The 26,163-nt window shown below is 53.7% G+C and carries 22 protein-coding genes and 1 pseudogene; 20 read left to right on the top strand and 3 right to left on the bottom strand.

The window, feature by feature from the left end; genetic code table 11:
• Positions 1-28 precede the first annotated feature (28 nt).
• From SJY21_RS00370 to SJY21_RS00310, 13 genes are all read left to right on the top strand, one after another.
• Positions 29-856 carry a phytanoyl-CoA dioxygenase family protein gene (locus tag SJY21_RS00370; protein WP_377504581.1) on the top strand — a complete coding sequence of 276 codons (828 nt, stop codon included), beginning with the start codon at positions 29-31 and terminating at the stop codon, positions 854-856.
• Positions 856-1,536 (top strand): MBL fold metallo-hydrolase, encoded by a 681-nt coding sequence (locus SJY21_RS00365; protein ID WP_377504578.1) that lies wholly within the window; start codon positions 856-858, stop codon positions 1,534-1,536. Before SJY21_RS00370 ends, SJY21_RS00365 begins: the two co-directional genes overlap by 1 nt.
• Before the next feature lie 48 nt (positions 1,537-1,584).
• Positions 1,585-3,312 carry an ABC transporter substrate-binding protein gene (locus SJY21_RS00360; protein ID WP_377504575.1) on the top strand — a complete coding sequence of 576 codons (1,728 nt, stop codon included), beginning with the start codon at positions 1,585-1,587 and terminating at the stop codon, positions 3,310-3,312.
• Positions 3,313-3,393: 81 nt separating this feature from the next.
• Positions 3,394-4,404 (top strand): ABC transporter permease, encoded by a 1,011-nt coding sequence (locus SJY21_RS00355; RefSeq protein WP_377504572.1) that lies wholly within the window; start codon positions 3,394-3,396, stop codon positions 4,402-4,404.
• Between the two features lies 1 nt (position 4,405).
• Entirely contained in the window at positions 4,406-5,338 is a 933-nt protein-coding gene (locus SJY21_RS00350; RefSeq protein WP_377504569.1) for an ABC transporter permease, read from the top strand.
• The gene (locus SJY21_RS00345; RefSeq protein ID WP_377504566.1) at positions 5,335-7,074 is read left to right on the top strand and encodes an ABC transporter ATP-binding protein; all 1,740 of its coding nucleotides are present in this window, start codon (positions 5,335-5,337) and stop codon (positions 7,072-7,074) included. Before SJY21_RS00350 ends, SJY21_RS00345 begins: the two co-directional genes overlap by 4 nt.
• On the top strand, positions 7,074-10,139 hold the full coding sequence (locus SJY21_RS00340; protein WP_377504564.1) for an alpha-mannosidase: 3,066 nt from the start codon (positions 7,074-7,076) through the stop codon (positions 10,137-10,139). Before SJY21_RS00345 ends, SJY21_RS00340 begins: the two co-directional genes overlap by 1 nt.
• 330 nt (positions 10,140-10,469) lie before the next feature.
• Positions 10,470-11,672 (top strand): tyrosine-type recombinase/integrase, encoded by a 1,203-nt coding sequence (locus tag SJY21_RS00335; protein WP_377504561.1) that lies wholly within the window; start codon positions 10,470-10,472, stop codon positions 11,670-11,672.
• A 61-nt stretch (positions 11,673-11,733) separates the two neighbouring features.
• A complete protein-coding gene (locus tag SJY21_RS00330; protein ID WP_377504559.1) occupies positions 11,734-11,991 on the top strand; it encodes a hypothetical protein in 258 nt (85 codons plus the stop codon).
• Positions 11,992-12,184: 193 nt separating this feature from the next.
• Positions 12,185-12,406, top strand: a complete 222-nt coding sequence (locus tag SJY21_RS00325) for a helix-turn-helix domain-containing protein (RefSeq protein ID WP_377504556.1) — start codon at positions 12,185-12,187, stop codon at positions 12,404-12,406.
• On the top strand, positions 12,393-12,896 hold the full coding sequence (locus SJY21_RS00320) for a bifunctional DNA primase/polymerase (RefSeq protein ID WP_377504553.1): 504 nt from the start codon (positions 12,393-12,395) through the stop codon (positions 12,894-12,896). The genes SJY21_RS00325 and SJY21_RS00320 overlap by 14 nt, the downstream gene beginning before the upstream one ends.
• Complete coding sequence (locus SJY21_RS00315; RefSeq protein WP_377504550.1) at positions 12,897-14,507, top strand: phage/plasmid primase, P4 family; 1,611 nt, start codon at positions 12,897-12,899, stop codon at positions 14,505-14,507. It abuts the gene before it with no gap.
• Positions 14,508-14,583: 76 nt separating this feature from the next.
• A complete protein-coding gene (locus tag SJY21_RS00310; RefSeq protein ID WP_377504547.1) occupies positions 14,584-14,988 on the top strand; it encodes a helix-turn-helix domain-containing protein in 405 nt (134 codons plus the stop codon).
• Positions 14,989-15,822: 834 nt separating this feature from the next.
• Here the strand turns inward: SJY21_RS00310 and SJY21_RS00305 are convergent.
• Positions 15,823-16,002, bottom strand: a complete 180-nt coding sequence (locus SJY21_RS00305) for a hypothetical protein (protein WP_377504544.1) — start codon at positions 16,000-16,002, stop codon at positions 15,823-15,825.
• Positions 16,003-16,372: 370 nt separating this feature from the next.
• Between SJY21_RS00305 and SJY21_RS00300 the strand changes: the two genes are divergently transcribed.
• Positions 16,373-16,984, top strand: a complete 612-nt coding sequence (locus SJY21_RS00300) for a sulfotransferase family protein (RefSeq protein WP_377504541.1) — start codon at positions 16,373-16,375, stop codon at positions 16,982-16,984.
• A gap of 54 nt (positions 16,985-17,038) precedes the next feature.
• Positions 17,039-17,878, top strand: a complete 840-nt coding sequence (locus tag SJY21_RS00295; protein ID WP_377504538.1) for a sulfotransferase family 2 domain-containing protein — start codon at positions 17,039-17,041, stop codon at positions 17,876-17,878.
• Between the two features lie 171 nt (positions 17,879-18,049).
• Here the strand turns inward: SJY21_RS00295 and SJY21_RS00290 are convergent, their stop codons facing one another.
• Positions 18,050-19,027 (bottom strand): hypothetical protein, encoded by a 978-nt coding sequence (locus SJY21_RS00290; protein WP_377504535.1) that lies wholly within the window; start codon positions 19,025-19,027, stop codon positions 18,050-18,052.
• Between the two features lie 247 nt (positions 19,028-19,274).
• Here SJY21_RS00290 and SJY21_RS00285 point away from each other — a divergent pair, with 247 nt between their 5' ends.
• Together SJY21_RS00285 and SJY21_RS00280 are read left to right on the top strand one after the other, a co-directional pair.
• Positions 19,275-20,693 carry a hypothetical protein gene (locus SJY21_RS00285; RefSeq protein ID WP_377504532.1) on the top strand — a complete coding sequence of 473 codons (1,419 nt, stop codon included), beginning with the start codon at positions 19,275-19,277 and terminating at the stop codon, positions 20,691-20,693.
• Positions 20,674-21,912: a calcium-binding protein gene (locus tag SJY21_RS00280; protein WP_377504529.1), complete on the top strand. Its 1,239-nt coding sequence runs from the start codon at positions 20,674-20,676 to the stop codon at positions 21,910-21,912. The genes SJY21_RS00285 and SJY21_RS00280 overlap by 20 nt, the downstream gene beginning before the upstream one ends.
• Positions 21,913-21,935: 23 nt before the next feature.
• On the opposite strand, the gene SJY21_RS00275 is transcribed toward SJY21_RS00280, so the two are convergent.
• On the bottom strand, positions 21,936-22,364 hold the full coding sequence (locus SJY21_RS00275) for a hypothetical protein (RefSeq protein ID WP_377504527.1): 429 nt from the start codon (positions 22,362-22,364) through the stop codon (positions 21,936-21,938).
• Between the two features lie 46 nt (positions 22,365-22,410).
• Here SJY21_RS00275 and SJY21_RS00270 point away from each other — a divergent pair, with 46 nt between their 5' ends.
• The 3 genes and pseudogenes from SJY21_RS00270 to SJY21_RS00260 form a co-directional block, all read left to right on the top strand.
• The gene (locus tag SJY21_RS00270; protein WP_377504524.1) at positions 22,411-23,274 is read left to right on the top strand and encodes a hypothetical protein; all 864 of its coding nucleotides are present in this window, start codon (positions 22,411-22,413) and stop codon (positions 23,272-23,274) included.
• 666 nt (positions 23,275-23,940) lie between these two features.
• Complete coding sequence (locus tag SJY21_RS00265) at positions 23,941-25,194, top strand: calcium-binding protein (RefSeq protein ID WP_377504521.1); 1,254 nt, start codon at positions 23,941-23,943, stop codon at positions 25,192-25,194.
• Between the two features lie 570 nt (positions 25,195-25,764).
• A pseudogene (locus tag SJY21_RS00260) lies at positions 25,765-26,159 on the top strand (transposase); the annotation flags it as partial.
• Positions 26,160-26,163 lie beyond the last annotated feature (4 nt).

Raw genomic sequence — 26,163 nt, 5'->3', positions numbered from 1 at the left:
AGACTGATCCGCGTCTGGGAGGACTATCATGTTGGATCAAAAGCAAGACCTGCGCTTTTCGCCGGTCGTCAATGCCACGCCTGAACGGCTCACAGCCGCGCAGATCACCAGCTACAACGCAAATGGCTTCGTGCAGCCGTTTAACGTTTTCGACGCGGCCGAAATTGCCGATATCCGTGCCTATATCAATGGCTTGATGAACGACATGGGAGAGGCTGGCGCCTATGGCATCAATTGCTATCAGGCGCGTTTGTCCGGGCTTTACGATATTGCGGCGGACGCGCGCATCCTTGATCTCGTCCAGGACCTTATGGGTCCTGATATCCTGTGCTGGGCCAGCGCGATCCTGTCCAAACGCCCACACGATCCCAAGGCTGTACCATGGCATCAGGATGCGTCGTTCTGGGCGCTTTCGCCCGCGCGCACGGTCACGGTATGGCTGGCGATTGACGATGCCGACGCCGCCAATTCGGCGATGCAGTTCATTCCCGGCACCCATGACAAGGGCGCCCTGCCCGTGGCCGAAACCAAAGGCGAAGGCAGCGTGTTTCACAAAGGCACCGCCAACGCCGATGCAATGGGCGCGCCGTTTACCAACACCTTGAAGGCCGGACAGATGTCACTGCACGCCGATATGCTGGTGCATGGCTCACAGGCCAATACAAGTGACCGCCGCCGCTGCGGTCTGACACTGCGCTATTGCCCGCCCAGTGTCGCGATCACGAATCCCAAATGGGCGACCGGCGTCGAAGCGATCTTGTGTCGCGGCGATGCGGGCTCTTGGAAAACCCACCCACGCCCTACCAACAACGACATCACCAAAACCAGCAGTCCACATGTCGTAGGAAACAACTGATGCAGATCAAGTGGTATGGTCAGGCGGCGTTTATGATCACCTCGGCGGCCGGGCTGCGTATTGCGCTCGACCCTTATACACCCGACGAGATTGGCTACGCCCCGATGAACGATCCAGCCGATATCGTGCTGACGTCCTCGGACGATGACAGTGCCCACTGCCGCCATGATCTGGTGCCGGGCGATCATGTCTGGCTCAACACACTTGATGCAGTGCGCGAAGGCGGGCGCAAAACGATTGCGGGACTGGATGTGCGCGCGGTCGAGGCAATGGAGATCGCGGATCACCCCCTGCATGAACCCGGTGCAAACGCCATGTACCGGTTCGAAGTCGACGGCATGCAGATCGGCCATATGGGCGATGTGGGCAATGACCTGAACGACAAACAGGTTGCGTTTTTCCAAGGTGTTGACGTGCTGCTGACCCTTGCGGGCGGTGTTTTCACCACGCGGCTGGACGAGGTCAAACGCCTGATTGATGCAACCGCACCCAAGCTGGTGATCCCGATGCATTTTCGCACGCTGACCTACAAGCCGCGCAACCTGCATTGGATCGAAACATTCCTGTCGCATTTTGACGAGGCCAGCGAGGTTGATTTCGCCTTTGGCGACACTGTCACGCTCACCAAGAACGACTTGCCCGATCGCACCCGCGTTCTGGTCATGGACTACGCCCGCTAGGCGGGCACAACAACGGGCTAAATGCCCATCTCTGGGAGGAAAGACCAAATGAACCTGATGAAAACCCTGCTTGCAACTTCGGCGCTTGCGCTGGTCGCGACCGGTGCATCCGCACAGGATGTCGCGCGCGAAAACACGGTGATCTTTGACCTTGATCGCACGATCCAGGACCCTGAAAATTTCAACTGGATGACTCCGGGCACCAAGCGGATGCACGGCGCGCACCAAACCATGTGGGAGCCGCTTTTTGTCCTCAATTACGGTAGCGGCGACATTGACCCGTGGCTTGCCACCGGATTCGAGCAAAACGCGGACAGCACCGAATTCACCATCACCCTGCGCGACGGCGTGGAATGGTCCGATGGCGAGGCGTTCAATGCCGACGATGTGATCTTTACCGTCAATCTGGCAATGACCAACGAAGAGATTTCATCGCGCGAGGCCGCCACCATCAAGGCACAGGTTGCATCCGTCGAAAAAGTCGATGACCTGACCGTGCGTTTTACCCTGCAAGCCCCCAATCCGCGTTTCATTGTCGAAAACTTTGGCGTGCGTATCTTCGGGTCATTCCTGATCATGCCCGAACACATCTGGGCCGGCGAAGACGCCGCGACTTTCACATTCTACCCGCCCATCGGCACGGGGCCATACACCTTCACTTCGGCCACCTCGAACCGCGCAATCTGGGATCGTAACGATGATTGGTGGGGGGCCAGGACCGGTTTCATGGACTTGCCCGCGCCTCAGCGTGTGATCTTCCTTGAATCGGGCGGCGAGGAAAGCCGTGCGCAGTTGATCGCATCCGATCAGCTTGATGCGGCGCAAAACGTCACCATCGGCACCTTCGAGGCCATTCAGGCGCAAAACGCCAATGTGATCGCATGGTATGACGATTATCCCTATGCGGCTGCCGACCCCTGTGCGCGTCAGTTGGAAATCAATACGACCGTAGCACCTTGGGACGATGCGAATATGCGCAAGGCCGTCGCCCATATCATTGATCGCAGTCAGATCGTGAACGTCGCCTACGAGGGCACAACCGAGGCGAGCTCCACGATGTTCGCGCAATACGGATCAATGGCGCCGTTCATCGACGCCGTGGTCGAGGCCGGGTATGGCCTGCCCGCAGCTGCTGATGTGGCCGGTGGTCAGGCGCTGATCGAAGCTGCAGGCTACACCCGTGACGGTGACTACTATACCAAGGACGGCGAAACCCTTTCGGTGAATATCCATGTCAATTCGGCTTCGACTGAATATACCCGCACGATTGATGTGATTGTTGAACAGTTGCAGCGCGCCGGAATTGATGCCCGCGCCGTGCCTGTGGAAAATGGCGTGTTCTGGGGTGAAGTCCTGCCATTTGGCGCTTACGAGATGTCCTATAGCTGGCTGTCTTGCGGATCGGTGAACGAACCCTGGGCGTCGATGGGGCGTTATACGGTCGCTGATGTGGTGCCGGTTGGCGAACGCAGCCCCGGCTTCAACAACACCGCGCGTTGGGACGGACCCGCAGCCGAGGCTTATTCCGCCTTCATGGCCGACATCGCTGCCCGTTCGTTGGGTGACGCAGAAATCCCCGGTCTGGTTGCAGAAGCCTACGCGCATCTGGACGCGGAAATGCCGTTCATCCCGCTGGTGCAGGCCGCCAAGCTGCTGCCCATGAACGAGACATATTGGACGGGGTGGCCCACGGCTGACAACTACTACAACCACCCGTTCTTCTGGTGGAATCACACCCACCAAATTATCCACAATCTGGAACCGGCTGGTAACTAAAACGCCTCCCACGGGGCGGCGGGGCACGACCCGCCGCTCTTCTTTCCGATTTTCGAAATGCCCCGATAGGGAGGCAAGGCAATGGGACGCATACCCAGATCATATCTGATCAACCGGCTTGTAACGTTCGTGCTGACGATCCTGATCGCCGCAACGATCATCTGGATCATCCCGCGCCTGTCGCCCGTGGACCCTGCCGAAATTGCGCTGGGGCGGATGGCATCGGGCGCCGGTTCGGTCGCGAACTCCGAGGAAATCCTGGCACAACTGCGCGCCAACATGGGGATCGACCAGCCGCTTTTGGTGCAGTATTTCAAATACATAAGCGGTGCACTGGTATTTGATTTCGGCCTATCGACGGCCGCCTTCCCGACACCTGTTTCCACACTGATCCTGAACGCCCTGCCCTGGACGATGGGGCTGATGATCCTGTCGCTGCTGATCACCTTTTTCATCGGCAACCTGCTGGGCGCGTTGATGGTCTGGGAAAGGTCGCCCAAACTGGTCAAGGTCGCGATACCCGCAGCAATGGTATTTACCTCGATCCCGCCAATCCTGTCCGGCCTGCTACTCATGTGGATTTTCGCCGCCAAGCTGCAATGGTTCCCGCTGACGGGCGCCTACTCCATCTTTGTCGAACCGGGCTGGACGTGGGCTTTCGTGCAATCCGTTTTGCACCACGGTTTCCTGCCCGCGCTGTCCATTGTGGTCGTCACCTTCGGTTTCTGGGCCTTGGGGATGCGCGGGCTGATGATCGGCGTGCAGGGCGAAGACTATGTCAAACTGGCCGAGGCCAAGGGGCTGCGTCCGCGCTATATCCTTTATCGCTACATGATCCGCAACGCGATCCTGCCGCAGATCACCGCCTTTGCCCTCAAGATCGGGCTGCTGATCGCGGGGCAGGTTCTGGTCGAACGCATCTTTGCCTATAACGGCATGGGCAAGCTGCTTTATGACGCGATCCTCAACCAGGATTTCCCTGTCATTCAGGGGGTCAGCTTTGTCATTATCCTGATCACGGCCCTGTCGGTGTTCCTTGTCGATCTGCTTTATCCGTTCATAGATCCCCGCATCCGGCACGAGGTCGCATGACATGACCAGCACCGACAACATCTCCCCGACCCGCGCGCAAAAGCGGCAGGCCCGCCGTATCCGACGGTTTGATAACCCCTGGATGAACCCGAAACTGATCTGGGGTTTGGGGCTGCTGCTCGCCATCATCGCGATTGGTATCGTCGGGCGCATCCTGTGGAACCTCGATCTGGTTTTTACCGGCTCCAGCCCGTTGAAACTGCCGCCCGTGGGCTTTGAAAACCTGCGCCGCCAACCGGGTATCTGGGATCATCCCATCGGCACCGATGGTGGCGGGCGCGACATGCTGGCGATGATCATCGTCGGCGCGCCCAACACCTTGTTTGTCGGGTTGCTGGCCAGCCTTATCGGCATGTCCATCGGCATTTTTCTTGGCTTTTCCGCCGGTTTCCTTGGCGGGCGCACGGATGATGTGATCCGCGTCGGTGCGGACGTGATGATCACGATCCCGCCGCTCTTGATCCTTGTGGTGTTTCAATCGGCCTTTGGCGATGTGACGCTGACGATGATGGCCTTGCTGATCGCAGGTTTTGTGTGGCAATCGCCCACCCGCCTGATCCGCGCGCAGGTGCTGTCGATGAAGCAATCTGGCTATGTGCAGATGGCGCAATTGTCCGGCGCGTCCACGACCCACATCATGTTCCGCGAGATGATGCCCAACCTTGTGCCCTATCTGTTCGGGTCTTTCATCGCTTCGGTCACCACCTCGATTGTGACGGCTGTCGGCCTCGAAGTGCTTGGTCTTGGACCACAGCGCATCCCGACACTGGGGCGCACCATCTACGAGGCGATCAACGCCGGCGCGCTGATCCAGAACCTGTGGTGGTGGTGGGGCTTGCCAACGCTGCTGCTCGGGGTGATTTTCATTGGTCTGTTACTGATCAATCTTGGCCTTGATGAGGTCTCGAACCCGCGGCTGAGGAAGCTATCATGACCGATAAACCTGTCCTGACCCTGCGTGATCTGTCGATTGAATTTCCCACACCGCAAGGGATCGTGCAGGCGGTCAAAGCGCTGTCGCTTGATATCCACAAGGGTCGTCGCGTCGGGTTCATCGGCGAAAGTGGTTCGGGCAAGACCACGACCGCGCTGGCGGTGATGCAAATGCTGGCCGAACCGGGCCGCGTGTCGGGTGGCACAATTGATCTGGGCGGCACCAACATTCTTGCACTCTCCGAAGAAGAAATGCGCAAGACCCGCCTGTCGCGCGTTGCCTATATCCCGCAGGGCGCGATGAATTCACTGAACCCCGTGATGCGGGTCGAACCGCAGATGTGGGACGGGATCATTGCCCATGAAGGGCACAAGGACCGCGCCGAATTGAAACGCCGCTCTGACGGGGCGCTGCAAAGCGTTGGTCTGCCGGTGCATACCGGCCAGCTTTACCCGCACGAACTGTCGGGCGGCATGAAACAACGCGTCTGCATCGCCATGGGCATCATCTTGAACCCCGAATTGATCATCGCGGACGAACCGACCTCGGCACTGGATGTGGTGACGCAGCGCCAGGTCATGCAGACCCTCAAGGATATTCAGGGGCAGATCGGATCGGGCCTGATGCTGATCGGGCATGACATGGGGCTGATGGCGCAAACCGTCGATGAACTGGCCGTTTTGAAAGACGGTGAACTGGTCGAACACGGCACGGTGCAGCAAATCCTGCAAGCGCCCGAACACCCCTACACACGCGATCTGATCTCGTCGGTGCCGCTGGTTGGCGGTGAAAGTTTCCTCAACCCCGATGCCCGCGCCGATGCGCCCGCACGTGGCACGCAAGAACCGCTTTTGCGGTTCGAAAATGTGCGCAAGGATTATGGCGCCGTCACAGCGCTGCATCCGATGTCGTTTACACTGCAAGGGGACACGCCGCAGATCATTTCCATCGTCGGGCAGTCTGGTTCGGGAAAATCGACGATGGGGTCGATCATGCTGGGCTTTAACCCGCCCAGTCAGGGGCGCGTATTGTTTGAAGGGCAGGACGTGGCCGCAATGAGCGCCGCACAAAGCCTTGATTTTCGCAAGAACGTGCAGGCCGTGTTCCAGGACCCCTATGCCTGCTTCAACCCGTTTTACCGCGTGAACCATGCCTTGAAATTCCCGTTCAAACAGTTTGGTCTGTCCCAAGGGGCTGCCCACACCCAGCGGGCGATGGAAGAGGCTTGCGATGCGGTCGGCCTTGATCCCGATCTGGTGCTGAACCGCTATCCGCACCAATTGTCGGGCGGTCAGCGCCAGCGTCTTGTGGTGGCGCGGGCATTGATGCTGTCGCCCAAGTTGCTGATCGCTGATGAACCCGTCAGCATGGTGGATGCTTCGCTGCGCGCCTCGATCCTGTCGAATATCTATGATCTCAAGGATAAATACGGGATTTCAATCCTTTACATCACCCATGATCTGGCCACCGCCTATCACGTCAGCGACTATGTGATGGTGCTGTTCAAGGGGCATGTGGTCGAGGCAGGCCCACCCAAGGACGTGATCGGCGCACCGCAACACCCCTATACCAAGCTGCTGATCGACAGCATCCCCTGGCCCGATCTGGACCGCAGTTGGGGCGATGGGCGCAGCGATTGGGACCCGACGAAACTCGAGGCCGAGGCCGCGCAAACCGCATCCGTCTATCGCGGTGGCGTGCCGGGCTTTGATCTGGTCCAGGAAACCGCGCGCTGATGAGTGGACGCTGGCCCTTCACAGTCGAAAAGATCGCACAGCGCCTGACGCTGATTGCGCCCTATGTGCACCGCAAACGCCAACCCTTGCCGCCGTTCCGGCTGCTCCCCCTTGCGGCGGCCACGGTTGACGCCCCGATCTGCGCCGATCCGACCGGCTGGGCGGAAATCCCGCACCAAAGCTACTGGGGCCAGACCGACCTGAACTTCATCCTCAAAAGCAGCTTTGCGGCGCCAGATGGCTGGGACGCTGACAAAATCGTGCTGCACCTTCCGCTTGGGGTCCTGGGCGATATCTTTAACCACCCCGAAGCACTGGTGCACATTGACGAACGCCCCGTCGCATCGGCAGATCGCTATCACCACACCATCCAACTGGACGGCGCACTTGCGGACGGCAAGCAGCATGTGCTGTCGCTTCAGGGCTGGACGGGCCACACCGACTGGCCGCCGGATCCGACAAGCAAGGCCAAGCTGTTCATGGGCACCCCCGCGATCGTGGAACGTGATCCGACCTTGCTGGCGTTCCACACCCTTGCGCAAACAATGCTGGATACGGTGTCGGTGCTCGCGCCGGATGATCCCGTGCATCAGAAACTGCTGGCCGCACTTGATGACGCGTTCAAGGTGCTTGATACCCGCGCGCCTTTGGGGGATGCGCTTTATGAAACGGCCGCCGCCGCATTGGCCACCCTGGAACAGGGCAAGGCCGCGGCAGGCGATCCGCTGGATGTGACCCTGCATGGCATTGGCCACGCCCATATCGACATCGCCTATCTCTGGCCGATTGCGCAAACGCGCCTCAAGAACGCACGCACCTGCTCGAACGTATTGCGCCTGATGGAAGTTGATCCCGATTATCACTTCTCGCATTCCCAACCCCAGCTTTACGCCATGATGCAGGCGGATTATCCAGCGATCTTTGACCAGATCAAAGCCCGTGTGGCCGAAGGGCGCTGGGAGGTCATGGGCGGCATGTGGGTCGAGCCGGACCTGAACATCCCCGGCCCCGAAGCGCTCGTGCGCCAGCTGACCCTTGGCCGCCGCTATTTTCGTGACACATTCGGCGATGTTGAAACGCCGGTCCTGTGGTTGCCCGACACATTCGGGTTTCCCGCGCAAATTCCCCAGCTTATGCGCCATGCGGGCCTGAAATGGTTCGCAACGAACAAGCTGAACTGGAATCAGATCAATCCGGTGGCCTCCTCCAGCCACAACTGGGAAGGGCTGGATGGCAGCCGCGTGCTGGCCCATGTGCTGACCACCCCGCGTGACGTGCAATATCTGCCCTTCCCGACCAACTACAAAAGCGATCTTAGCGCCTACGAGGTTTACGGGACCTGGGATCGCTCAACGACACAGGATCAGGTGCGCGATCTGCCGATCTGCTATGGCTATGGTGACGGCGGCGGCGGCCCGACCGAGGCGTTGCTGGCCAAGGGCCACGCCTATGCCGATATGCCCGGAATGCCGCGTTTCAGGATGAGCACTGTGCGCGCGGCGTTTGAGGCGATCGAAGCGGCAGCCACTGACCTTCCCGTGCATGTGGGCGAACATTATATGGAGGGCCACAGGGGCGTTTACACATCCCAAGGCTGGATCAAGCGCGCCAACCGCAAGGCGGAATGGGCCCTGCACGAGGCCGAAGCACTCTCTGCGATGGCTGGCCTTTCCCCCGATCTGACCGAAGCCTGGCAGTTGCTGTGCCTTAACCAGTTCCACGATATCGTGACAGGCACATCGGTCGCGCAGGTTTTTGACGATGCCCGCGCGGACTATACCCGCACTATGGAACTGGCCGGGGCCGCGTCTGCAGCCGCCGCGGATGTTCTGGCGATGCAGGAACCGGCGCTGGCGAACACATCGCCCGTAAGCGGTGCGCGTCTGGCGTTGATCACGGGCGCGGACATCGCAAACGGACAACCGACCGAGGGCGGAACGCTGGCGTTGTTTGACGCCCTGCCCGCCTACTCGGTCACGCCATTGGCAAATGCGATACCAACCCAGATACCCGCCACTTGTCGCGCAACAGATGCAGGCTTTGTGTTGGAAAACGCCACGTTGCAGGTCACGGTTGATGGCACAGGCCGGCTGACACGCATCCACGACAAAGCAACCGGCAAGGAGGTGCTGCAAAAAGGTGCCTTGGGCAACCAGCTGGTGGCCTTCGAGGACCGCCCGATCTGTTGGGACGCTTGGGATATCGACCCGTCATTCGAGGACCGTCAGGACGATGTGATGGGTGAAACTTCGCTTGAGATTATCGAGGCCGGACCGCTGCGGGCCAGCCTGCGTGTCACGATCAAATGGCGTTCCAGCACGATTATGCAGGACATCCGGCTGGCCGCACATTCCAACCGCATTGATTTCGACACCACGGTGGAGTGGCACGAACAGCATGTCCTGCTCAAGGCCGCCTTCCCGGTCGCCATAACCGCCCCAATGGCACAGTTTGACACGCAGTGGGGCGTTGTGGAACGCGCGACCACCCGCGACACGCCCTTTGACGCGGCCCGCTTTGAAGTTCCGGCACAAAAGTGGGCGCAGTTGGCCGACAGGGACTATGCCGTGGCCCTGCTCAATGACTGCAAATACGGCTATGACGTGCGCGACACGACGATGCGGATCACGCTGATCAAATCCTCCACGTCACCTGATCCGCAGGCTGATCAGGGGCACCACGCATTTACCTACAGCCTGTTGCCGATCCCTAGGGCCGATCCGGCTGTTTTGAACTGCGCGGCCTATGACCTGAACGCGCCGTTGCGCGTGATCCCGAAAGGGCCCGGCCACGCGGCATTAGATGCCCCGTTTGTGGTGTCCAGCGCGCCGAACGTCATCGTCGAAACGCTCAAACCCGCAGACGATCGTGCTGGTTCCATCGTCAGGATATTTGAATCGAACGGACAAAAGACGTCAGCGACTTTGCGTTTCGGGTTTGATATCGGAACGGTGCATGTGACCGATTTCCTCGAAGTCGATCAAAAGCGCATCCCCCATACGGGGCGCGATGTCGGCCTTGATTTCGAACCCTTTGAAATCAAGTCCATTCGCGTGCAACACTGACATGGGTTATCCCAAGGCGTTTCCAGCGTGCAAAATGAGGATATGGCCCGATTTCATATGCTTTCATGACCGCGCGCAGGTTCGCGTTCAATCACCAAACACCAAGACGCGCCGACCGACCGTTAAGGGGTGTGTCAGTTTACCCGAATTACGTCACTAGGTGCCTGATATAAATGGTGCCCCCACACGGACTCGAACCGCGGACCTACTGATTACAAAACTCAGTGCCTATCACTCAAGTCTAATAGACTTTCGCCGTATATATATGGATTCAAATGTTTTTAATATGGCATACCTTGACGTAGAGCGACACCAATCGCCACTTATAACATGTTGAAACCGTACATGATCCGTACACGAGTCAAGCCAATGCCCAAACAGAAACTAACAAACGCGTTCATAAAATCCCTCCCTGCCCCAAATTCGGCACAGGTCCTGTATCGGGACACTGCGACCTTAGGCCTTGCGCTTCGTGTCACTAAGGCCGGGGCAAAAACATTCGTTTTCGGGTACTCCTTGCTTGGTCGGGAACGCAGGATGCGCATCGGGACGTTTCCCGATTGGTCGACTGATGCGGCTCGGACCGAAGCTCGAGACCTTCGAGTGAAAGTTGACAAGGGCATTGACCCCTTAGACGAGCTCAATGACGCAAGGCAGGCACCAACAGTTCGCGACCTTTGGGAGATGTATGAGTCTGATCATCTGCCGTCAGTGTCAGAGGCATATCGCAAAGAGCAGATCAAGTACTGGGAACGGTTCGTAATTCCGGTGTTAGGAAAGAAGCGCCTCTGCGACCTAAAGAGCCGTGATATCGATACTTTGCATGCGCACATTAGCAAGAGTGCACGGGTGATGGCGAACCGAGTCATTGCGTCCCTCCGGAAGGCACTGAATGTTGGCAAGCGTAACGACTGGGTCACGATCAATGTCGCACAAGGCGCTCGGTCAAACTCCGAGCATGGGCGTGAGCGGTATCTATCGGATGACGAACTTGTTCGCTTCGTGACCGCGGTGGCAGCAATGAAAAATCGGATTGCAGCCAATGCACTGACCCTACTTCTATTGACGGGTGCTCGCCGGAGTGAGGTCTTCGGGGCCAAGTGGAGCGAATTTGATCTCCAAGCAATGCGATGGATTAAGCCAGCAGATAGGATGAAGACCCGCATGCAAACGACAGTCCCATTGTCTGCAAGTGCGGTTGAGTTGCTTCAACAAATGAAGAAGGTTTCGAAGTCAGACTTTCTCTTCCCTTCAAAGGCCGGAGGGGCAATCAACGACATTAACAAGCCTTGGAAATGGTTGATGGAACAGACAGGACTGGCGGACTTTCGAATTCATGATCTTCGCCACACCCATGCTTCAATTCTGATCAGTCAAGGGCAGCCCCTTGAAGTCATCGGCCGCCTATTGGGGCATAGCCAACCTCAAACGACGGCCAGGTATGCCCACTTGATGGAAGACCCCCTAAGAAGGGCCATTTCGGGTGTAGATGACAAGCTGGCTCAAGCAGCGCCCAAAAATCAGCTTTCTTGATCATGATCCCTCACCAACAACTTCAACCTTGCGCCCTTAAGAGGCCATCAGGAGAATTTAAATGATTGAGACTAAACCTTACTCTATCGAGAACTTCGAACGGCTCTTGACCGTTGTCCACGCACTCAGCCACGAATTGGCTACTGAGATTGATCTTCACTACGATCTGCAAGATGCAGAAGTCGTGTTTGATGCAGTGCTCGCTTTGAAAGAAGCGATCTCAACCGTAACTGCGGTGGGCGGTCAACCTCATGATGTTGTCGAACACGTCGTGCAACGGTTTCAGAGACGTTCCCAGCTAACAAAAAAGACTCACTGAAACGCTTTGGAGTGGGGCGGGCTTGCACTGCCCCACATCAGCTAAGGGCTTACATTTCGGTCTTTGTCTTACCACCAGACGGCTTTTGTAGCAGAGTCTATCAGACTGCGGTCTGAGCAACGCGCCCTGCCCCTAGAAACTAACATCAGGCATTCGCAACTGATCCTCCATCAACAATTGATAGGAGGCAGAAATGCCGCAAAACAATGATCTACTAACTCTCGAAGAAGCCGCTCGGTTGCTTGCGGTATCTCCACGCACACTCATGCGATGGCACGCCAAACGGCAGGGCCCGCCACGGGTTAATGCCGGGCGTAAGCCGCTCTATCGCTTCACGTCGATCCAGACATGGCTCGAGAAAAACGAAACTCACCCCATCAAAACCTTCGCCGGAGCAAACTATGAGAATGCTTGAAACGGCGCTGCTTTATGCGGCGAAAGGCTGGGCTGTATTCCCGGTACATACGATCCTCAATGGACATTGCTCTTGCGGCGATCGCTCATGCACATCGGCAGCCAAGCACCCAGCGGTCAAACGAGGGGTCAAAGAAGCGACGACTAATCAAGGGCAAATTCGAGCTTGGTGGCAGCAGACCGATTGGAACATCGGCGTTGCCACAGGCCGAGCATCAAAACTGCTCGTCATTGACCTTGATGTTTCGGCTGACAAGAACGGGATTCAATCGCTGGCCTGCCTGGAGGAGCGATTTAGCCCTCTCGACAAATCCTTGTCTGTGACGACCGGCGGAGGGGGGCAGCATATCTACTTTGCAATGCCCGATCAGAAAATCCGCAACTCGGCCGGAAAAATAGGAACCGGAATCGATGTGCGCTCCGACGGCGGCTATGTCGTCGCCCCGCCCTCAATCCATCACTCTGGCAACATCTACTCGTGGAATAAATAAATGACAGAACTTCCAAACATCCCTCATTGGCTCGAAACAATGCTTGGCCAACCTAATGCAACTGTGACCGAAGGCCAGAAAAGGCCGTTCAGCCAGTCGGGTGCGCGAAACTCGAACCTGACATCAATTGCGGGCCTCATTCGTCGAAACCATGGCACAGAAGAGAATGAGCTGTCGGCTCTTCTCGGTGCTCTCAATTCTACTTCTGACAACCCTTTGTCCGACGAAGAGGTGCGCTCGATCGCGCGGAGTATTTCGGGCTATGAAACACCTATCATCGCGCGGGTTAGCGAGATTGATGTTTCAAGAGCCTTCGCAGAGAAAGTCTCAAGAACAACAAAGTTCGTCACTGAGGCGGGTTGGCATGTCTTTGAAGATGGTCGTTGGGTCCGCGACGTGAAAGGCTTGCGAGTTCAGGAAGCGACGAAGGCCTTCGTAGAGGAGCTGTACGAAACGGTGGCAGCAAGAAACCGGCCGGACGAGGCGGACACCAAGAAGGCGCTAAAGAGCTTTCTGTCACAAAGCAAAGTGAAGTCCATCCAAAATCTTACGAGTAGCGATCCTGCACTCAGGGTCACCGCCGCAGATTTGGATCAGACGCCCAACACGATTAATCTGCGAAATGGTACGCTTGCGTGGAATGGTGGGAAGGTAGAATTTCGCCCTCATGACCCCACTGAACTCCATACAAAGTGTGCTAATGTTGAGTTTGACTCCACCGCAACATGCCCTGAGTTCCTCAAAGCTCTGGGCCTCGCACTTGGCTCAGAGGAGGCTAGCTTTTTGCAACGCATGTTTGGTTACGTCGCGACAGGACGTGCTGACGAACAAATCGTGGCATTTCTTTTTGGGGCTGGTGCGAACGGGAAATCCACAATCGTAAATGCTCTGGCAGACTTGCTCGGCGACTATTCCTGCAATGTCGAAGTTACGACCTTTCTCATGCAACGAAATCCGGGCATCAGAAATGATATCGCCAGAATGGTAGGCGCACGTCTCGCTCTCGCGACGGAGTTCAATCACGGCACTCAGATTGATGCCTCACTGCTGAAAAAGATGACTGGCGGGGACACCATGACGGCAAGGTACCTGCATCAGGAGTACTTTGAGTTCAAAATGCGGGCCACGCCTGTATTCGTCACAAACGCACTTCCCGTCCTGAATGGGGGAGATGCCGCGATCGCCCGCCGGGTTTTGGCGCTTGAGTTCCCCAACGTTATCCCACCCGAGTATCGGGATGGGGAACTCCCGGAAAAGCTAGCAGCGGAACGCCCAGGGATCCTGAATTGGGTAATTGAAGGACTTGAACAATACCTGCGCGATGGCCGCTTGATTGTTCCCGAAAGCGTGAGGCTGCAGAGTCGGCAATATATGGAGCAGAGCGATATGATTGGTCAGTTTTTGGACGATTGCTACGACTTTGTGCCCGGCCATCAAGTGCGTTCGATGGACTTGTATAACGAGTATAAGCTTTGGTGCATGCAGAACGGTGTGACCGCTCACGCACAACCTGCTTTCAATTCACAATTGCTCGCCACCAAAAAAGTTCAAGACGGCCGCGTTGCTAAGGGACGGATCTGGAAAAGCATTCGGCGTAAGTCATCAAACTGAATCTTTTGGTAGTTGTGTAGGTAATGTCGACATACTTACTTCCTGCTCAGATATTCTGATAAAAACTGAGAAGAGAATGAAAAAAGCCGACACTGCCTACACTACAACCGTCAGATACCGTGACATACTACTCAGTAAAATAGATGCCTTGACCAAGGGGGCCATCGAACACCCTCGTCCAGTCTGGGAGTATCTGACAACCAAAGAACTATCCGAGCGCCTCTCGATCTCGATGCAAACCTTGGGCAACTGGCGGGTTCGAAACCAAGGCCCAAGGTTTCGTACGGTGCGTAAAGGAACCAAATGCCTATATCGCCTAGATGAGGTGTTCGAGTGGTTGACCGGTCAGCCTAATCTCAAGTTTTGCCATCAATGGCTTGTCCACCGCGGGCTCGCAGATTCAATCTTTGACGAGGAATACGTCAATTGGGCCACTGGCATCATGCATAAACCACAAACGAGAAGTAACTCGGCCATTTAAGTAGGTCTCCCATGCAGGTCCCGCATACAAAGCCCGCTTTCGGCTGTATGCAACCGAAAATTTTGAAAAAGCATGATGCGAGGTTCACTACGCTTTAGATAATCAGTGCATACCCAAAACCCTCTAGTTCTAATGGATTATGACAGGAGGCATTCAATGCTTTCAGAATGATGAAACTCCTCCAAAAAAGCAAATAATCCCCCTCATGTTTGAGCCCATTGAGGAGTTAAGCCGCAGATTTTGCTGAAAAAAAGGTGTACTCCTTCACCCTGTCGATCCGAGAAAGGTTATAGGCCGCAATCGGAGACAAGGAACGCTTGTTGACGGAATTCGGAATGACCAAGAAATATTCAGTTAGGGGGCAAAGCGTTTACAAATCCGGGGGATGTTCACTGACGTCAGAACCTTTGGGTTAGACTTGAGTGTTTGAACAGCGGACGGTTTATGGTTCATTGTAGCTTTTAAGCAGCGGTAGGCATCTCGAAAATCGCTGCTTCACCTCATGCTCGTGTTTCCTTATGTCTTTCTTAGTTGGCCTTGTAAGGGCGCGAAAGATTCTGATTTGACACAACGGCGGGACGGGCAGTGTTCTTTAGCTTCACAAATCTCATGTTTGGCTATCCGTCGCGCCTGTTTGATAGTCATCCCGAGCGCAGGCAAATTGTTGCGTTGCGCGTAGGTTCCTAGATCTTCTAGTACCGAAAGAATCCACTCGTGTTCCGACATAATTTCCCCATCCCTGTTGCGTCTTTCTATCTAGGGTTGAAAAGGTTACCAGTTTATAAACGAGGCACCACAGTTTGATAAAGATGAGCCGGAATTCGAACTGAATTGTCAATGCGCGCAGAAGTCTAGCGCCTTCCAGGCCAATACAGATCCAGCATCTATCGATTGATCCGTTGCGAACAATTTGTGTGCAATTTCAATTAGGGCATCACGGGTGTTGGTAAAACCTAGCCGGTCGGCTTCAGAAATCGCTTTCAATGTACGCTCAACTAATTCTTTGTTTTCCATGTTAGTCCCCAAACTATTACGTTGCGTCAAGTTTCGTTAAGAACCCTTAACGAATGCCTAACGAACTGACCGCTGAGCGGACCTCCGCTCACCATATGGCAACCATTGGTTCGTAACATGGTGCATTTGGAGTTCGAGCGTTGTCAAAAACCACCTCGAGCTGAAGGAGATCGAGCGCCCGCCACTACGAATGCGGGCGGACTTTTAAGTTGAGTTTGGGCTGCATACGAGTTGCAAACCACCACAACCTGAGGGGGAAATGCAATGCCACACTTGAGGGCCATGGAAATTTGTGCAGTTTCCAGCTAGGTAAATGGCTTGTTTAGGATCAACCGATAGTGTTGTCGAAGTATATCCTGGAGACGAGACATTGAAGATTTTTGGTATCGGGCTGAACAAGACAGGCACGCAGTCCCTACACTATGCTTTGCTTCAGCTTGGCTACAATTCGCAACACTGGCTCCCAGCAAACTTTGATCTTTTTGCACGAGGACGGTTTGACGAACTGCTTTCGATTGCCGAAGGATTTGATTGCTTGTCTGACTGGCCATGGCCCTTGATGATGGATCAATTACTTGACCATTACGGCGACAAAGCAAAGTACATCCTGACGACGAGGCGAGATTCCGTAGCATGGCTAAACAGCATCAAAAACCATGCCAATCGGCATGACGACGAAGCTGCCCGTTCGATCAGAACGCGAATTTTTGGGTTTGCGAGCCCCGTTGGTGTGGAGGAACACTACCTTGAGCTTTACGAGCAACATAACAGGAACGTCCGAGATTACTTTGTGAAACAGGGATTGACTGACCATTTGCTTGACGTTTCATGGGACAAAGGCGATGGATGGCATGAACTTTGCGATTTCTTAGATGTATCAATCCCTAACGTGAGCTTCCCTCACCAAAACAAGAGTGCCACTCTGCGACGGGGCAGTCTCTTGAAGCGTGGGAACGCCAGTATGATGCGACGCGTTGACTAGCGATTTCGCAAAGTGCAGTTTGTGTTAAACGAGTAACGAGCGGAGGCTCCTTTGATGGCAAACAAGTCAGTTCAAGCCACTTCAACTAAAGCTACTTCGGAGATCGCCATTCCCGAGCCGAACAAAATATCTCAACGGCTTTTTGTAGTTGACGGTTTTCCTATTCGCTACTTAGTGATCCCGAAGTGCGGTTGCACCTACGTTAAGAACGTGCTTTGGCGACTTCAACATGGCCAATCGCACGATGCTCCTATCAGGGTTCATGATGATGATGAGCGTTTCGCGCGAGCCAGTGATCTGAACCTCACTCCCGTCGACATCGCCCATGAAGAACATGCGTTTACGGTCGTGCGCAAGCCGATCGATCGGTTTCTGTCGCTATATTTCGACAAAGTAGTTGGGCCCGGACGTAAGAATTACGTTCCCCTTGCAACAACTTTGGAGGCAAAGAGAGGACTGATTAGCACTCCACAAGGCGCGGAGGAGCATCGCAAGAACATTGCCATTCTCATTGACTGGCTCGGCGACAACCTGTCCGACGAGGTTGATCTCCCTAAAGAAGCGCATTGGACACCGCAGATGTATCGAAAGAACATCTTGGAAAAATGCAACCTAAAGCTGCTTTTGGTCGAAGACTTAACGGTTCATCTCAGGGTTCTTTTGTCCGGGATCGTTCCAGGGATAGAAGACTTGTTAGGAACATCGGAAAGAAACGAGTCACCAAAGAAGGCTCAAAAGAACAGTATTCTTACCCCGAAGCTGCGCAATCGCATCAATGAAGTTTATGCGGGTGACAAGAAGCTATATCAACGCACGCGGAATGCATGGAAAGCTATTGACCTCGCCAACGCAGATGCGGCGGCGGTTCCACGATACCGGTCAATTATTACCTAGTTTGTTGCTGACCGGAAATCGGATCGCTTTAGCGTCTTCCGGGACCGCTGTACGCTAAAGTTGCCTATGGTCAAGTGGTTCGTCATGCGAATGCAACTTTGGCTGTTAAGCTGAACACGTTTGCGATGCTGGTGGAAAAAAACGCATCAATGTCAGTCTTCAGGCAACACACTATACACGCTGAATCACGATGTTAGGCGAAGCTCCTGCTTCAGCAGCTCCGGACAAATTGATCCCAAAGCTATACCCATTGATAGTGATGTAATGGTAGGAGCTGTATGTTCCATTGTTAGTTAAACTTTCGTATCCTGGTTCGACATCGAAAGCCTCTGGAGCACCTTCTGGCAAGTTTAAAACTAGTGTGTCTGATGGGTCCATAGTCGCTAACCACCAACTTGGAGGGTATTCCCCTTCGTCAGCCAGAACATCAACTAAGACGACGTCCTCAAATCCTGCGTCGCCGTTAACACTAACAAAGTTGACACTAGAGCCGCTTGCGTCAAGCGAGATAAGATCATTGCCTTCGCCACCGCCTACATCTCGTGACCCACCAGGCCATTTGTCTTCCAAGCAAGCTAAGTTGATGATGTCATCACCGTCACCACCATAGAAGTAGCTGCTGATTACTTGAGTAGCAGGGCTGTTGACACCAGGTTCGATGATTTCCCCGGCACCGTTAACTAGCGAAACGGAGCCGCTAGCGCTGCCTCCTTCATCGCCACCTAGAAGGCCGACTTGCAAGTACTTAAAGTTTGCAACTCCGTAGTTTGGCGGGGCATTTCCATTCCCCAAAACATCCAGGACAATTGTTGTCCCATCGGTTGTGTCGTACTCAAACCTGTCTTCCGTCTGCGTTGGCTCAAATTCGTCCAGCGATACTAGCACTTCGTTTCCTTCAATGTCACTGTAGATCACTGCTTGAACTTGCCGATCCCAGTCTTCGTCGGTCGCGCTCCCAGCTTTCCAAAACTCGACTGCATCGACGACGTTGCTCAGATCAACAGCTTCGGCATCAGGGGTGTCAACGCAATCATCAACTTGCGGATACGCTTCTGTCGGCTGGTCATTATCGTTGGTTCCAGGCATTGAAAGTATCAATCCGGCGAATCCGAAAAGCAAGAAAAGTTCAAAAGGTAGCATTTCGCTCACATGAATACTGAGTGCCCCTAAAGTTAGCACACTTTTAGAAGGATGGTAATGGCAAACAAAAAGACATTTTATTTCAGGTCAACCTGACGCAAGTGTTTCAAGCGGCTAGGAAATTTATGCCGAGCCTATAGGTCCACAATCTAATAGTATTTTCTCTAATAGTCGCCTTGCTGCCAGATTCTTGCACCGCCGAAGACACATGAACCGCTTTAACTGAACTTACCATTCAGCAGGAGGGTTTCAAACGATGTCTACGGTCGCGCAAATCACCATTGAAGAGAATAGTGGAGTCTTTGTTACAGAAGACCATTTCGGCCTTAACCACGTCTTTGAGTTTGAAGCGATTGGGGACAAGCCATGGGAAAAGTTTGATGACCTTATCGAGTATACTGGCCTCAAGACCATTCGTTACCCAGGAGGCGCAAGCGTTGAAACTATCTTTGACATTACGAATCCCAACGCTTCGACATACACTGATGACAACGGGCAAACAAAATCGCTCACGCCACTAAACGACTTCCTCTCGTTTTGCAGCGATGTCGATGCTCAAGCCGTAATTGTGATCCCGGTCGCGCAGTTCTTGACTGATGATGTGCCTTATGGCCAACGCGCCTTTGATTCCCAGCACGAAGAAGCTATCCGTAGCTTCATTCTGGATGTGCTTGAAACCAGTTTTCCCAACCCAATCAGTGCATTTGAGTTGGGGAACGAATACGAGGGCTACATGACCGCTGCTGAGTACGGCAGATTGTCGGGGGACATCGCGACGATTGTCGATGACGTGATCGAGCAGTTTTACAACGACCACGAGGCCTATTCAGGAATCGAGCAACCTGACATCTTCATTCAATCTTGGGTCCAGAGCGTTACAGGCCATACCAGCCTTGAAGAACTTCTTGAACGCACACAAAATCAATTCGATGAATACACTGCAGACGAGTTTTCAGTGATCGACGGAATTGTGGGCCACTTCTACTTCCGAGATGACTTGCTTGCCGACCAAAATGGGTTTGACACGTTCGCAAATTTGATGAATGCCATAGAGGACTCAGTCGGGATCATGGAATTCTGGGGGGAGGCAAGTGGCAGCGATCTTGAGCTAATGGTCTCCGAGTGGAATGTGCTACATAAGTCTTTCGCTAGCCATGGACTTGAGCAGGCGGGCCTAATGCTCGAAATGTTCAACTCCTTCCTCGTCAATGGGGTCGATATGCTTTCCTTTTGGTCTGCTCAATACCACCCGACGAGCATCGCCAATGCGGCCGGAGACATTATGGTTGCAGGAGAGGTTTTTGCCAGTTTGACTGAACATACACTTGGTGATGCGGTCCTTACATTGTCTGGCCTGCCCGATGCCATCCGAGCCCAAGGCTATTCGGGTGAAACAGACATAGATATTTACGTTTCTTCGATAGACCAAAGCGGTTGGAATGGTGAGCTGGACCTGTCAGTGCTGGGAACACCGCTGCAACTCCTTTCGGCGCAAATCTTGTCAGTGGATAGAAGCAACGCTGATGGGCAGTACGGCGGTCAAACTGGTCTTCAGTACTGGAATGAGGCGGATTTGACACCAACGTGGACCGACATCAGTTTTGAGCAAATCCTTGATGGAAGTGTTCTTGGGGTCACGCTCTCACCCTACGAACGTGCTGCATGTAAAATTTGAAATTGCAAACGAAGTTGTCGGCGAAGCAGATCAAGTAGATTTGTTTGGAACCGCCGGTTGGGATTGGATTCTTGGCAATGATCTTGACAACAGGCTGGTAGGCCACGGCGGTGGCGATGAGTTCTTTGGAGGTGGTGGCAAGGACATGGTTTCGTATCAAGCGGTATCACAAGGCATCGTCGCGGACATAATGGGCTTGAATAATAACGCTGGCGGGGCAGCAATGGACGTCTACCACTCGATAGAAAACCTTGAAGGATCGGAGTTTTCTGATCAGCTCTTCGGAAATCATGCGAGCAACTACTTGGTCGGCGGCGCTGGCAGTGATAAGATGAATGGGCGCAATGGCAATGACGTTCTCGATGGTGGTGACGGTTGGGATTTTCTGGTTGGCGGCAAGGGAGCGGACCATGTTATTGGCGGCAACGGTGTCGATACTGCTGCCTATCAAACTGCATACTGGCGGGTAATCGTCGACCTTGTTAATCAAAGCACTAACATTGGCGACGCAAAGGGCGATATTCTTGTTGGTATTGAGAACATCTTGGGGTCAAAATACAATGATGTGCTGCGCGGCGACACCGACTCAAACAAGCTTAGCGGCAGTCAAGGCGATGACAAACTAAATGGCCGCCAAGGCGATGATAGATTGTTCGGTGGCAGCGGCGATGACATTTTGATTGGCGGCGACGGATCTGATTTGCTGAGCGGTGGATCGGGCACAGATACCGCTGCCTACTGGACTGCGTGGAGCGGTGTCATTGCGGATCTCAAAAACGCGGCGCACAATACCGGCAACGCGGCTGGTGACACGTTCGTTAGCATCGAGAACCTGATCGGATCAAATTTTGCCGACCAATTGTACGGTAATTCTCTGGATAACGACATTTCCGGTCGTGCCGGTGCTGACACCCTTCATGGGCGTGGCGGCAACGATACTCTTTCCGGAGGTGCCGGAGCCGACACGTTTGTCTTCATGAAGGGTGATGATCACGATATTGTTTCAGATTTCGGCCATGGTGCCGACCGCATTCAGCTTGATCAAAACCTCACCAACGGCTCAAACCTCACAAGCGCAGAATTGATCGAGACTTTTGGAACACTCGAGGACTACGGTCAGTCACTGAATCTCGATTTTGGCGACGGCGATGCAATCCAAATCCTCGGTGTCGCTGGATTTGATTTCTTAGCGACGGAAAGTTGGTTCGAGATTGTTTGAAGACCAGAAAATACCTCAGAGTATCAGCTGAAATCAGACCCAGCATCTACGTCATGCGCGAGATCTGCATACCGTGTTTCATAAGGGTTTATCTGCCCTTCTGCGACTCCTCGAAGCAGTTTGATACTATCAAGCATCTGATTGAGATAGGCGTCGGCCTCAAGTGCCAAGGCAGAGATTACAGCGGCCTGTGAAACCGGCAATTCAGTTTTACTTTGGGTCAGTTCTACTGCCACCCTCGACAAAGCAGCAGCCAAACTGCGTTCAATAACTAGTCTCACTGCGTCATCAAGTCGACCGACCTGATCAATTGGTAGGTCTCGCGTGTGGCGCATTAGTTCTTCACCATCTACTTCTAGTATAAGTCGTGTTTGCATTTGCTGCCTCCGGTCACGCAGTTTTTTAAGATATTCAACCAACGGGCCGCTGTTGTCTATCATTGCATCTTGCATACCGCCTCTGTTAATGCACGAGAAACAGAGGTCGGAAATTCTGATCATGAGCAACGACAAGCGAATTTTCTTACATCTAGGCGCGCGTGGGAACCTTGGCCCTGCGTTGGAACTGGTTCTGCGTCGAAACCCCGAGATTAACTCGAAAAGCGGCCTAACTTGCCCTGTTGAAAAAGTCCACAAGCCTGTCCTTCGTGAACTGATGTCTGGTAAGCACTTTGCAGGCGAAACTAAGGTGCTTGAGGCTCTTGGTGTCTCGCATGGCTCAAGTAGAGTATTTATCTCAAACCAACACGCTTGGGCTAGTCCGCCCAATGTCCTAGATAAAGGGGATGTTTACCCCCAAGCCACAAAAAAATGTACTGCATTGGCCACCGCGTTCCCGACTTGGCATGTTGTATTGATGATTGAAATCATGCCAATCCACGAACTACTTCTCAGCTTTGAAAACGAACAACTCAACAAAGCAATAAAGGCGACGGATTGGGCCGATCTCTATGAGTTTTCGTGGAGCGAACTTGTAAAAAATATTAGTCAGCGGATGCCGTCAATATCGATTGAAATCATTCCGCGTACAGTCGTGCCATACCGCTTGGCCCCAATTCTCGAACTGGTTTCAGGACTCAGTTTCCCCGATCGACTAAACAATGAGTATCATTTGGCATTTCATATGGCAGATCCAATCGGCCGCAAGCTGTTGAAAGGGCTCCTCCATAGAGCAGACTATCGCGGTAAACACCTACCTGACGCTGAACTTCGAGTGGTTACGCAGCATTTCAGTCCACACCATAGCAGCGCTGAAGCCAACGCTCTCGGTCTCGACTCTCAAACAAGAGAATTGTTTGATTTGAGCTACCAAAGCGACTTGGAAAAGCTCAGAGGACTAGAACGCGTGCGAATTTGGAACTAGTGCTAGTTTCTGCGCAACACTGAGCTCAGGCACAATTGTCGTGTCTGTACATGCCTGCAGTTAAGCAAGAAGTACGGACAAATATTTGGCAATTGAAGTGTTCAATTTCGGTAAACAAACGTTGGCGGTTTTGCCCAAATCTCGCGCTCCAGGGTTTCCAAAGCTTGCTCCAGCAATTTTGCAAACTGTGGACATTTGTTGTCGTGTGCCACCCTAACCATGTCTCTGCTGATGCAAAGCATTGGGTGCTCGTTTATGTGATCTCGTGCCAAATTCTATGCCTTTCCCGTTGATTCAATTCGTCCCTGTTCCCGCTGGCTAAGGTGGTACGACATAGTTAATGAAAAACTAACGCTACAGTTGAGACACCGAGCGAATGTAGTTGGCGAAGCGTGAGAGCACTGTTGCTTTGTTTTCGCGCCAAGCTTGGCTTCGAAGCCGTTTCAGCGCCCAACGAACTATTAAGTCTTTAGTTGCCTTTGCTTTTCAACAAGAGCTTCCCTAGGTTGTGCGTCGTAACTGTAGTCGAATTGGTGAGAATTGATGCCGTATTTTGGGGAAATTATGTTGTCACTAGCTTTGCTAGGGTTGGTGTTTTCAACATGGGGCGACACAGGTGACAGGCGAGAATCTGAGGTAGACCCCACGCCAGAACCGACAGAGGACTTGTCTGGAGACAACACTCTGCTTGGGACATTTTTCTCTGACACTTTGGTAGGTGAAGAAGGGGATGACGACTTTAGGCTACTTGCGGGAGACGATACTGCATTCGGAGGTTCCGGTGACGATAACTTGTGGGGCAATGACGGCGACGACAGGCTATATGGTGGTGATGGAAGTGACGGCCTAGACGGTGGCCGCGGTGATGATCGCTTATTTGGCGGCTCGGGTAACGACAGCGTTAGAGGTGGACCTGACGACGACGAGTTGTTTGGCCTTTCGGGAGAGGACAAGATCGACGGTGGCTCAGGCGATGATCAATTGTGGGGAGGGCCGGGAGAGGACTCTGAAGTTGGCGGTGCCGGGAACGACACGTTGTTTGGAGGTGCCGGTGACGACACGCTGGAAAGCGGATCAGGAGACGATGAGTTGCGAGGCGGAGAAGGTGACGACACCATGAATGGCGGACCAGGCAACGACGTACTGGGAGGTGGCTTCGGAAGCGATTACCTGAGCGGCGGCCATGACAACGACACATTATTGGGAGATTCTGGCAATGACTATCTTCAGGGGGATTATGGTGCCGACGAGGTTTTTGGCGGTGAGGGCAATGACACCATCCTGGGTGGCTATGGTTCTGATGACGTGTATGGCGGTGCGGGTTCGGATTCGATTGATGGTGGCAATGGCGAAGACTTTTTGTTCGGCGGGCAAGGAGATGACTTGTTGCTGGGGGGGCAAGGCGCTGACGTCCTAGATGGGGGGGGCGGCGAGGATATTCTCTACGGCGGAGTTGGCACTGACATAATAACGGACACGGCTGATCGCGATCACGACAGCATTTTTGGTGGCGCAGGTGACGATCTCGTCCGGACAACTGGAAGTGCAACAATCACTCTGGGTGAGGGGGCTGACACTATTGAGTTGTTCATGTCGGATGACGTAGGCGGTGCTGAAACTGAATTGAGCCCAACTGTTACCGACTTCGATCCAGATGAGGACAATCTCGTCTTAGTCTTGAACAGCGAAAGCGGCTATTCAGAGACCGAGTTGTTGGCAATCACAACGAACGGGATCAATCTCTTTGACGTTGTGTTAACGGATATGCCCGCAGGGCTGAATATTCAGTTTCAGCCGATGGGTGCAGGAATCGGATTGGTTGGAGCGCAGTCAGTTTTGCTGCATGGTGTAACTTCGGCTAGTTTTGATCCCGTTTTGATAGAGGTTATTCCTCAATCGGAAGCCTTTGTTATCAATTGAATGAGCTGCTCTCATAGCTGGAGCGAGCGCATATAGTAAATGGTTGATTAGCCCATTTTCCACTTTACGAGCTTGGTTGGCTAAGTGTGCTGCATCGCTAGCGTACGCTGTCTAACGTCTGCGCCTGTGAGTCCAAATAGCGTTGATTGCTAAGAGAGTTTGTCGGACTCATGGTCACCACACAAAGTGGAAGATGAAACAGACAGTCGCCAATCAGCCTTGGAATGAAGCTCTCTCACTTCAACTTGCGTCGATGCGTTTTACTTGCCTACTAAGGACGCATCGGCCAACATGTCGTTGAGCCGCCGCTTCAAAGTATTGGCCTAATTTGGTTGCGACTGATGCTTCGCTGCTACCTCTTGCGACGAACTTCATTCGTAGCAAAAATGGGTCTGACTTTTCGTCACGCTTCTCTAGATTGTACGGAGATATAATATGGGATGGTTCTTGCTTATTGGGATTTTGCTAACCCCGCTCTTTTTTGAGATATCAGTTGATGTAGAAGTCGAAACGGTTGTGCGAGATATCTGTGAGGTGCCCCTAGATTTGTAGACGCTTTGCGCCCTAATTTTGAGGCTAGGAGGCCATTATGGGGAAGCAAATTTTCAGTTAAGATTCAAACGGGATGCTGTGCATCAAATTACGTTGCGCGGGTATCCGGTTCGTGAGGTGTCAGAGCGGTTGGGCGTCATACACACTCGCTATACAAATGTATGAAGCTCAATTCGAAGGTTCCGTCACGGGCTTCATCTGTGGACTACGAGGCCGAGAACCACAGGCTTAAGCGTGAGCTAGCGCGGATGACGGAGGAACGCGATATCCTAGAAAACGGCCGCGTGTTTCGCAAAGGATGCAAGAAGAAATACGCCTGCATTGCTATGCACCGTCCGCTATTCGCAGCCCGTTGGATGTGCCGTCGCCTCAGTATTCATCTCAGCGGCTTCTACGCGTGGGTTAAGAACTCGTAAA

This window comes from Octadecabacter sp. R77987 (assembly GCF_042466115.1).
In the GTDB taxonomy this organism is placed as follows: Bacteria; Pseudomonadota; Alphaproteobacteria; order Rhodobacterales; family Rhodobacteraceae; genus SW4.
This window is presented reverse-complemented; position numbering and strand designations above follow the sequence as displayed.

Excerpts from the sequence above, each read along its gene's own strand:
- SJY21_RS00370 (WP_377504581.1), top strand. The coding sequence starts at position 29 with ATGTTGGATCAAAAGCAAGACCTGCGCTTTTCGCCGGTCGTCAATGCC.
- SJY21_RS00365 (WP_377504578.1), top strand. The coding sequence starts at position 856 with ATGCAGATCAAGTGGTATGGTCAGGCGGCGTTTATGATCACCTCGGCG.
- SJY21_RS00360 (WP_377504575.1), top strand. The coding sequence starts at position 1,585 with ATGAACCTGATGAAAACCCTGCTTGCAACTTCGGCGCTTGCGCTGGTC.
- SJY21_RS00355 (WP_377504572.1), top strand. The coding sequence starts at position 3,394 with ATGGGACGCATACCCAGATCATATCTGATCAACCGGCTTGTAACGTTC.
- SJY21_RS00350 (WP_377504569.1), top strand. The coding sequence starts at position 4,406 with ATGACCAGCACCGACAACATCTCCCCGACCCGCGCGCAAAAGCGGCAG.
- SJY21_RS00345 (WP_377504566.1), top strand. The coding sequence starts at position 5,335 with ATGACCGATAAACCTGTCCTGACCCTGCGTGATCTGTCGATTGAATTT.
- SJY21_RS00340 (WP_377504564.1), top strand. The coding sequence starts at position 7,074 with ATGAGTGGACGCTGGCCCTTCACAGTCGAAAAGATCGCACAGCGCCTG.
- SJY21_RS00335 (WP_377504561.1), top strand. The coding sequence starts at position 10,470 with ATGTTGAAACCGTACATGATCCGTACACGAGTCAAGCCAATGCCCAAA.
- SJY21_RS00330 (WP_377504559.1), top strand. The coding sequence starts at position 11,734 with ATGATTGAGACTAAACCTTACTCTATCGAGAACTTCGAACGGCTCTTG.
- SJY21_RS00325 (WP_377504556.1), top strand. The coding sequence starts at position 12,185 with ATGCCGCAAAACAATGATCTACTAACTCTCGAAGAAGCCGCTCGGTTG.
- SJY21_RS00320 (WP_377504553.1), top strand. The coding sequence starts at position 12,393 with ATGAGAATGCTTGAAACGGCGCTGCTTTATGCGGCGAAAGGCTGGGCT.
- SJY21_RS00315 (WP_377504550.1), top strand. The coding sequence starts at position 12,897 with ATGACAGAACTTCCAAACATCCCTCATTGGCTCGAAACAATGCTTGGC.
- SJY21_RS00310 (WP_377504547.1), top strand. The coding sequence starts at position 14,584 with ATGAAAAAAGCCGACACTGCCTACACTACAACCGTCAGATACCGTGAC.
- SJY21_RS00305 (WP_377504544.1), bottom strand. The coding sequence starts at position 16,002 with ATGGAAAACAAAGAATTAGTTGAGCGTACATTGAAAGCGATTTCTGAA.
- SJY21_RS00295 (WP_377504538.1), top strand. The coding sequence starts at position 17,039 with ATGGCAAACAAGTCAGTTCAAGCCACTTCAACTAAAGCTACTTCGGAG.
- SJY21_RS00285 (WP_377504532.1), top strand. The coding sequence starts at position 19,275 with ATGTCTACGGTCGCGCAAATCACCATTGAAGAGAATAGTGGAGTCTTT.
- SJY21_RS00275 (WP_377504527.1), bottom strand. The coding sequence starts at position 22,364 with ATGCAAGATGCAATGATAGACAACAGCGGCCCGTTGGTTGAATATCTT.
- SJY21_RS00270 (WP_377504524.1), top strand. The coding sequence starts at position 22,411 with ATGAGCAACGACAAGCGAATTTTCTTACATCTAGGCGCGCGTGGGAAC.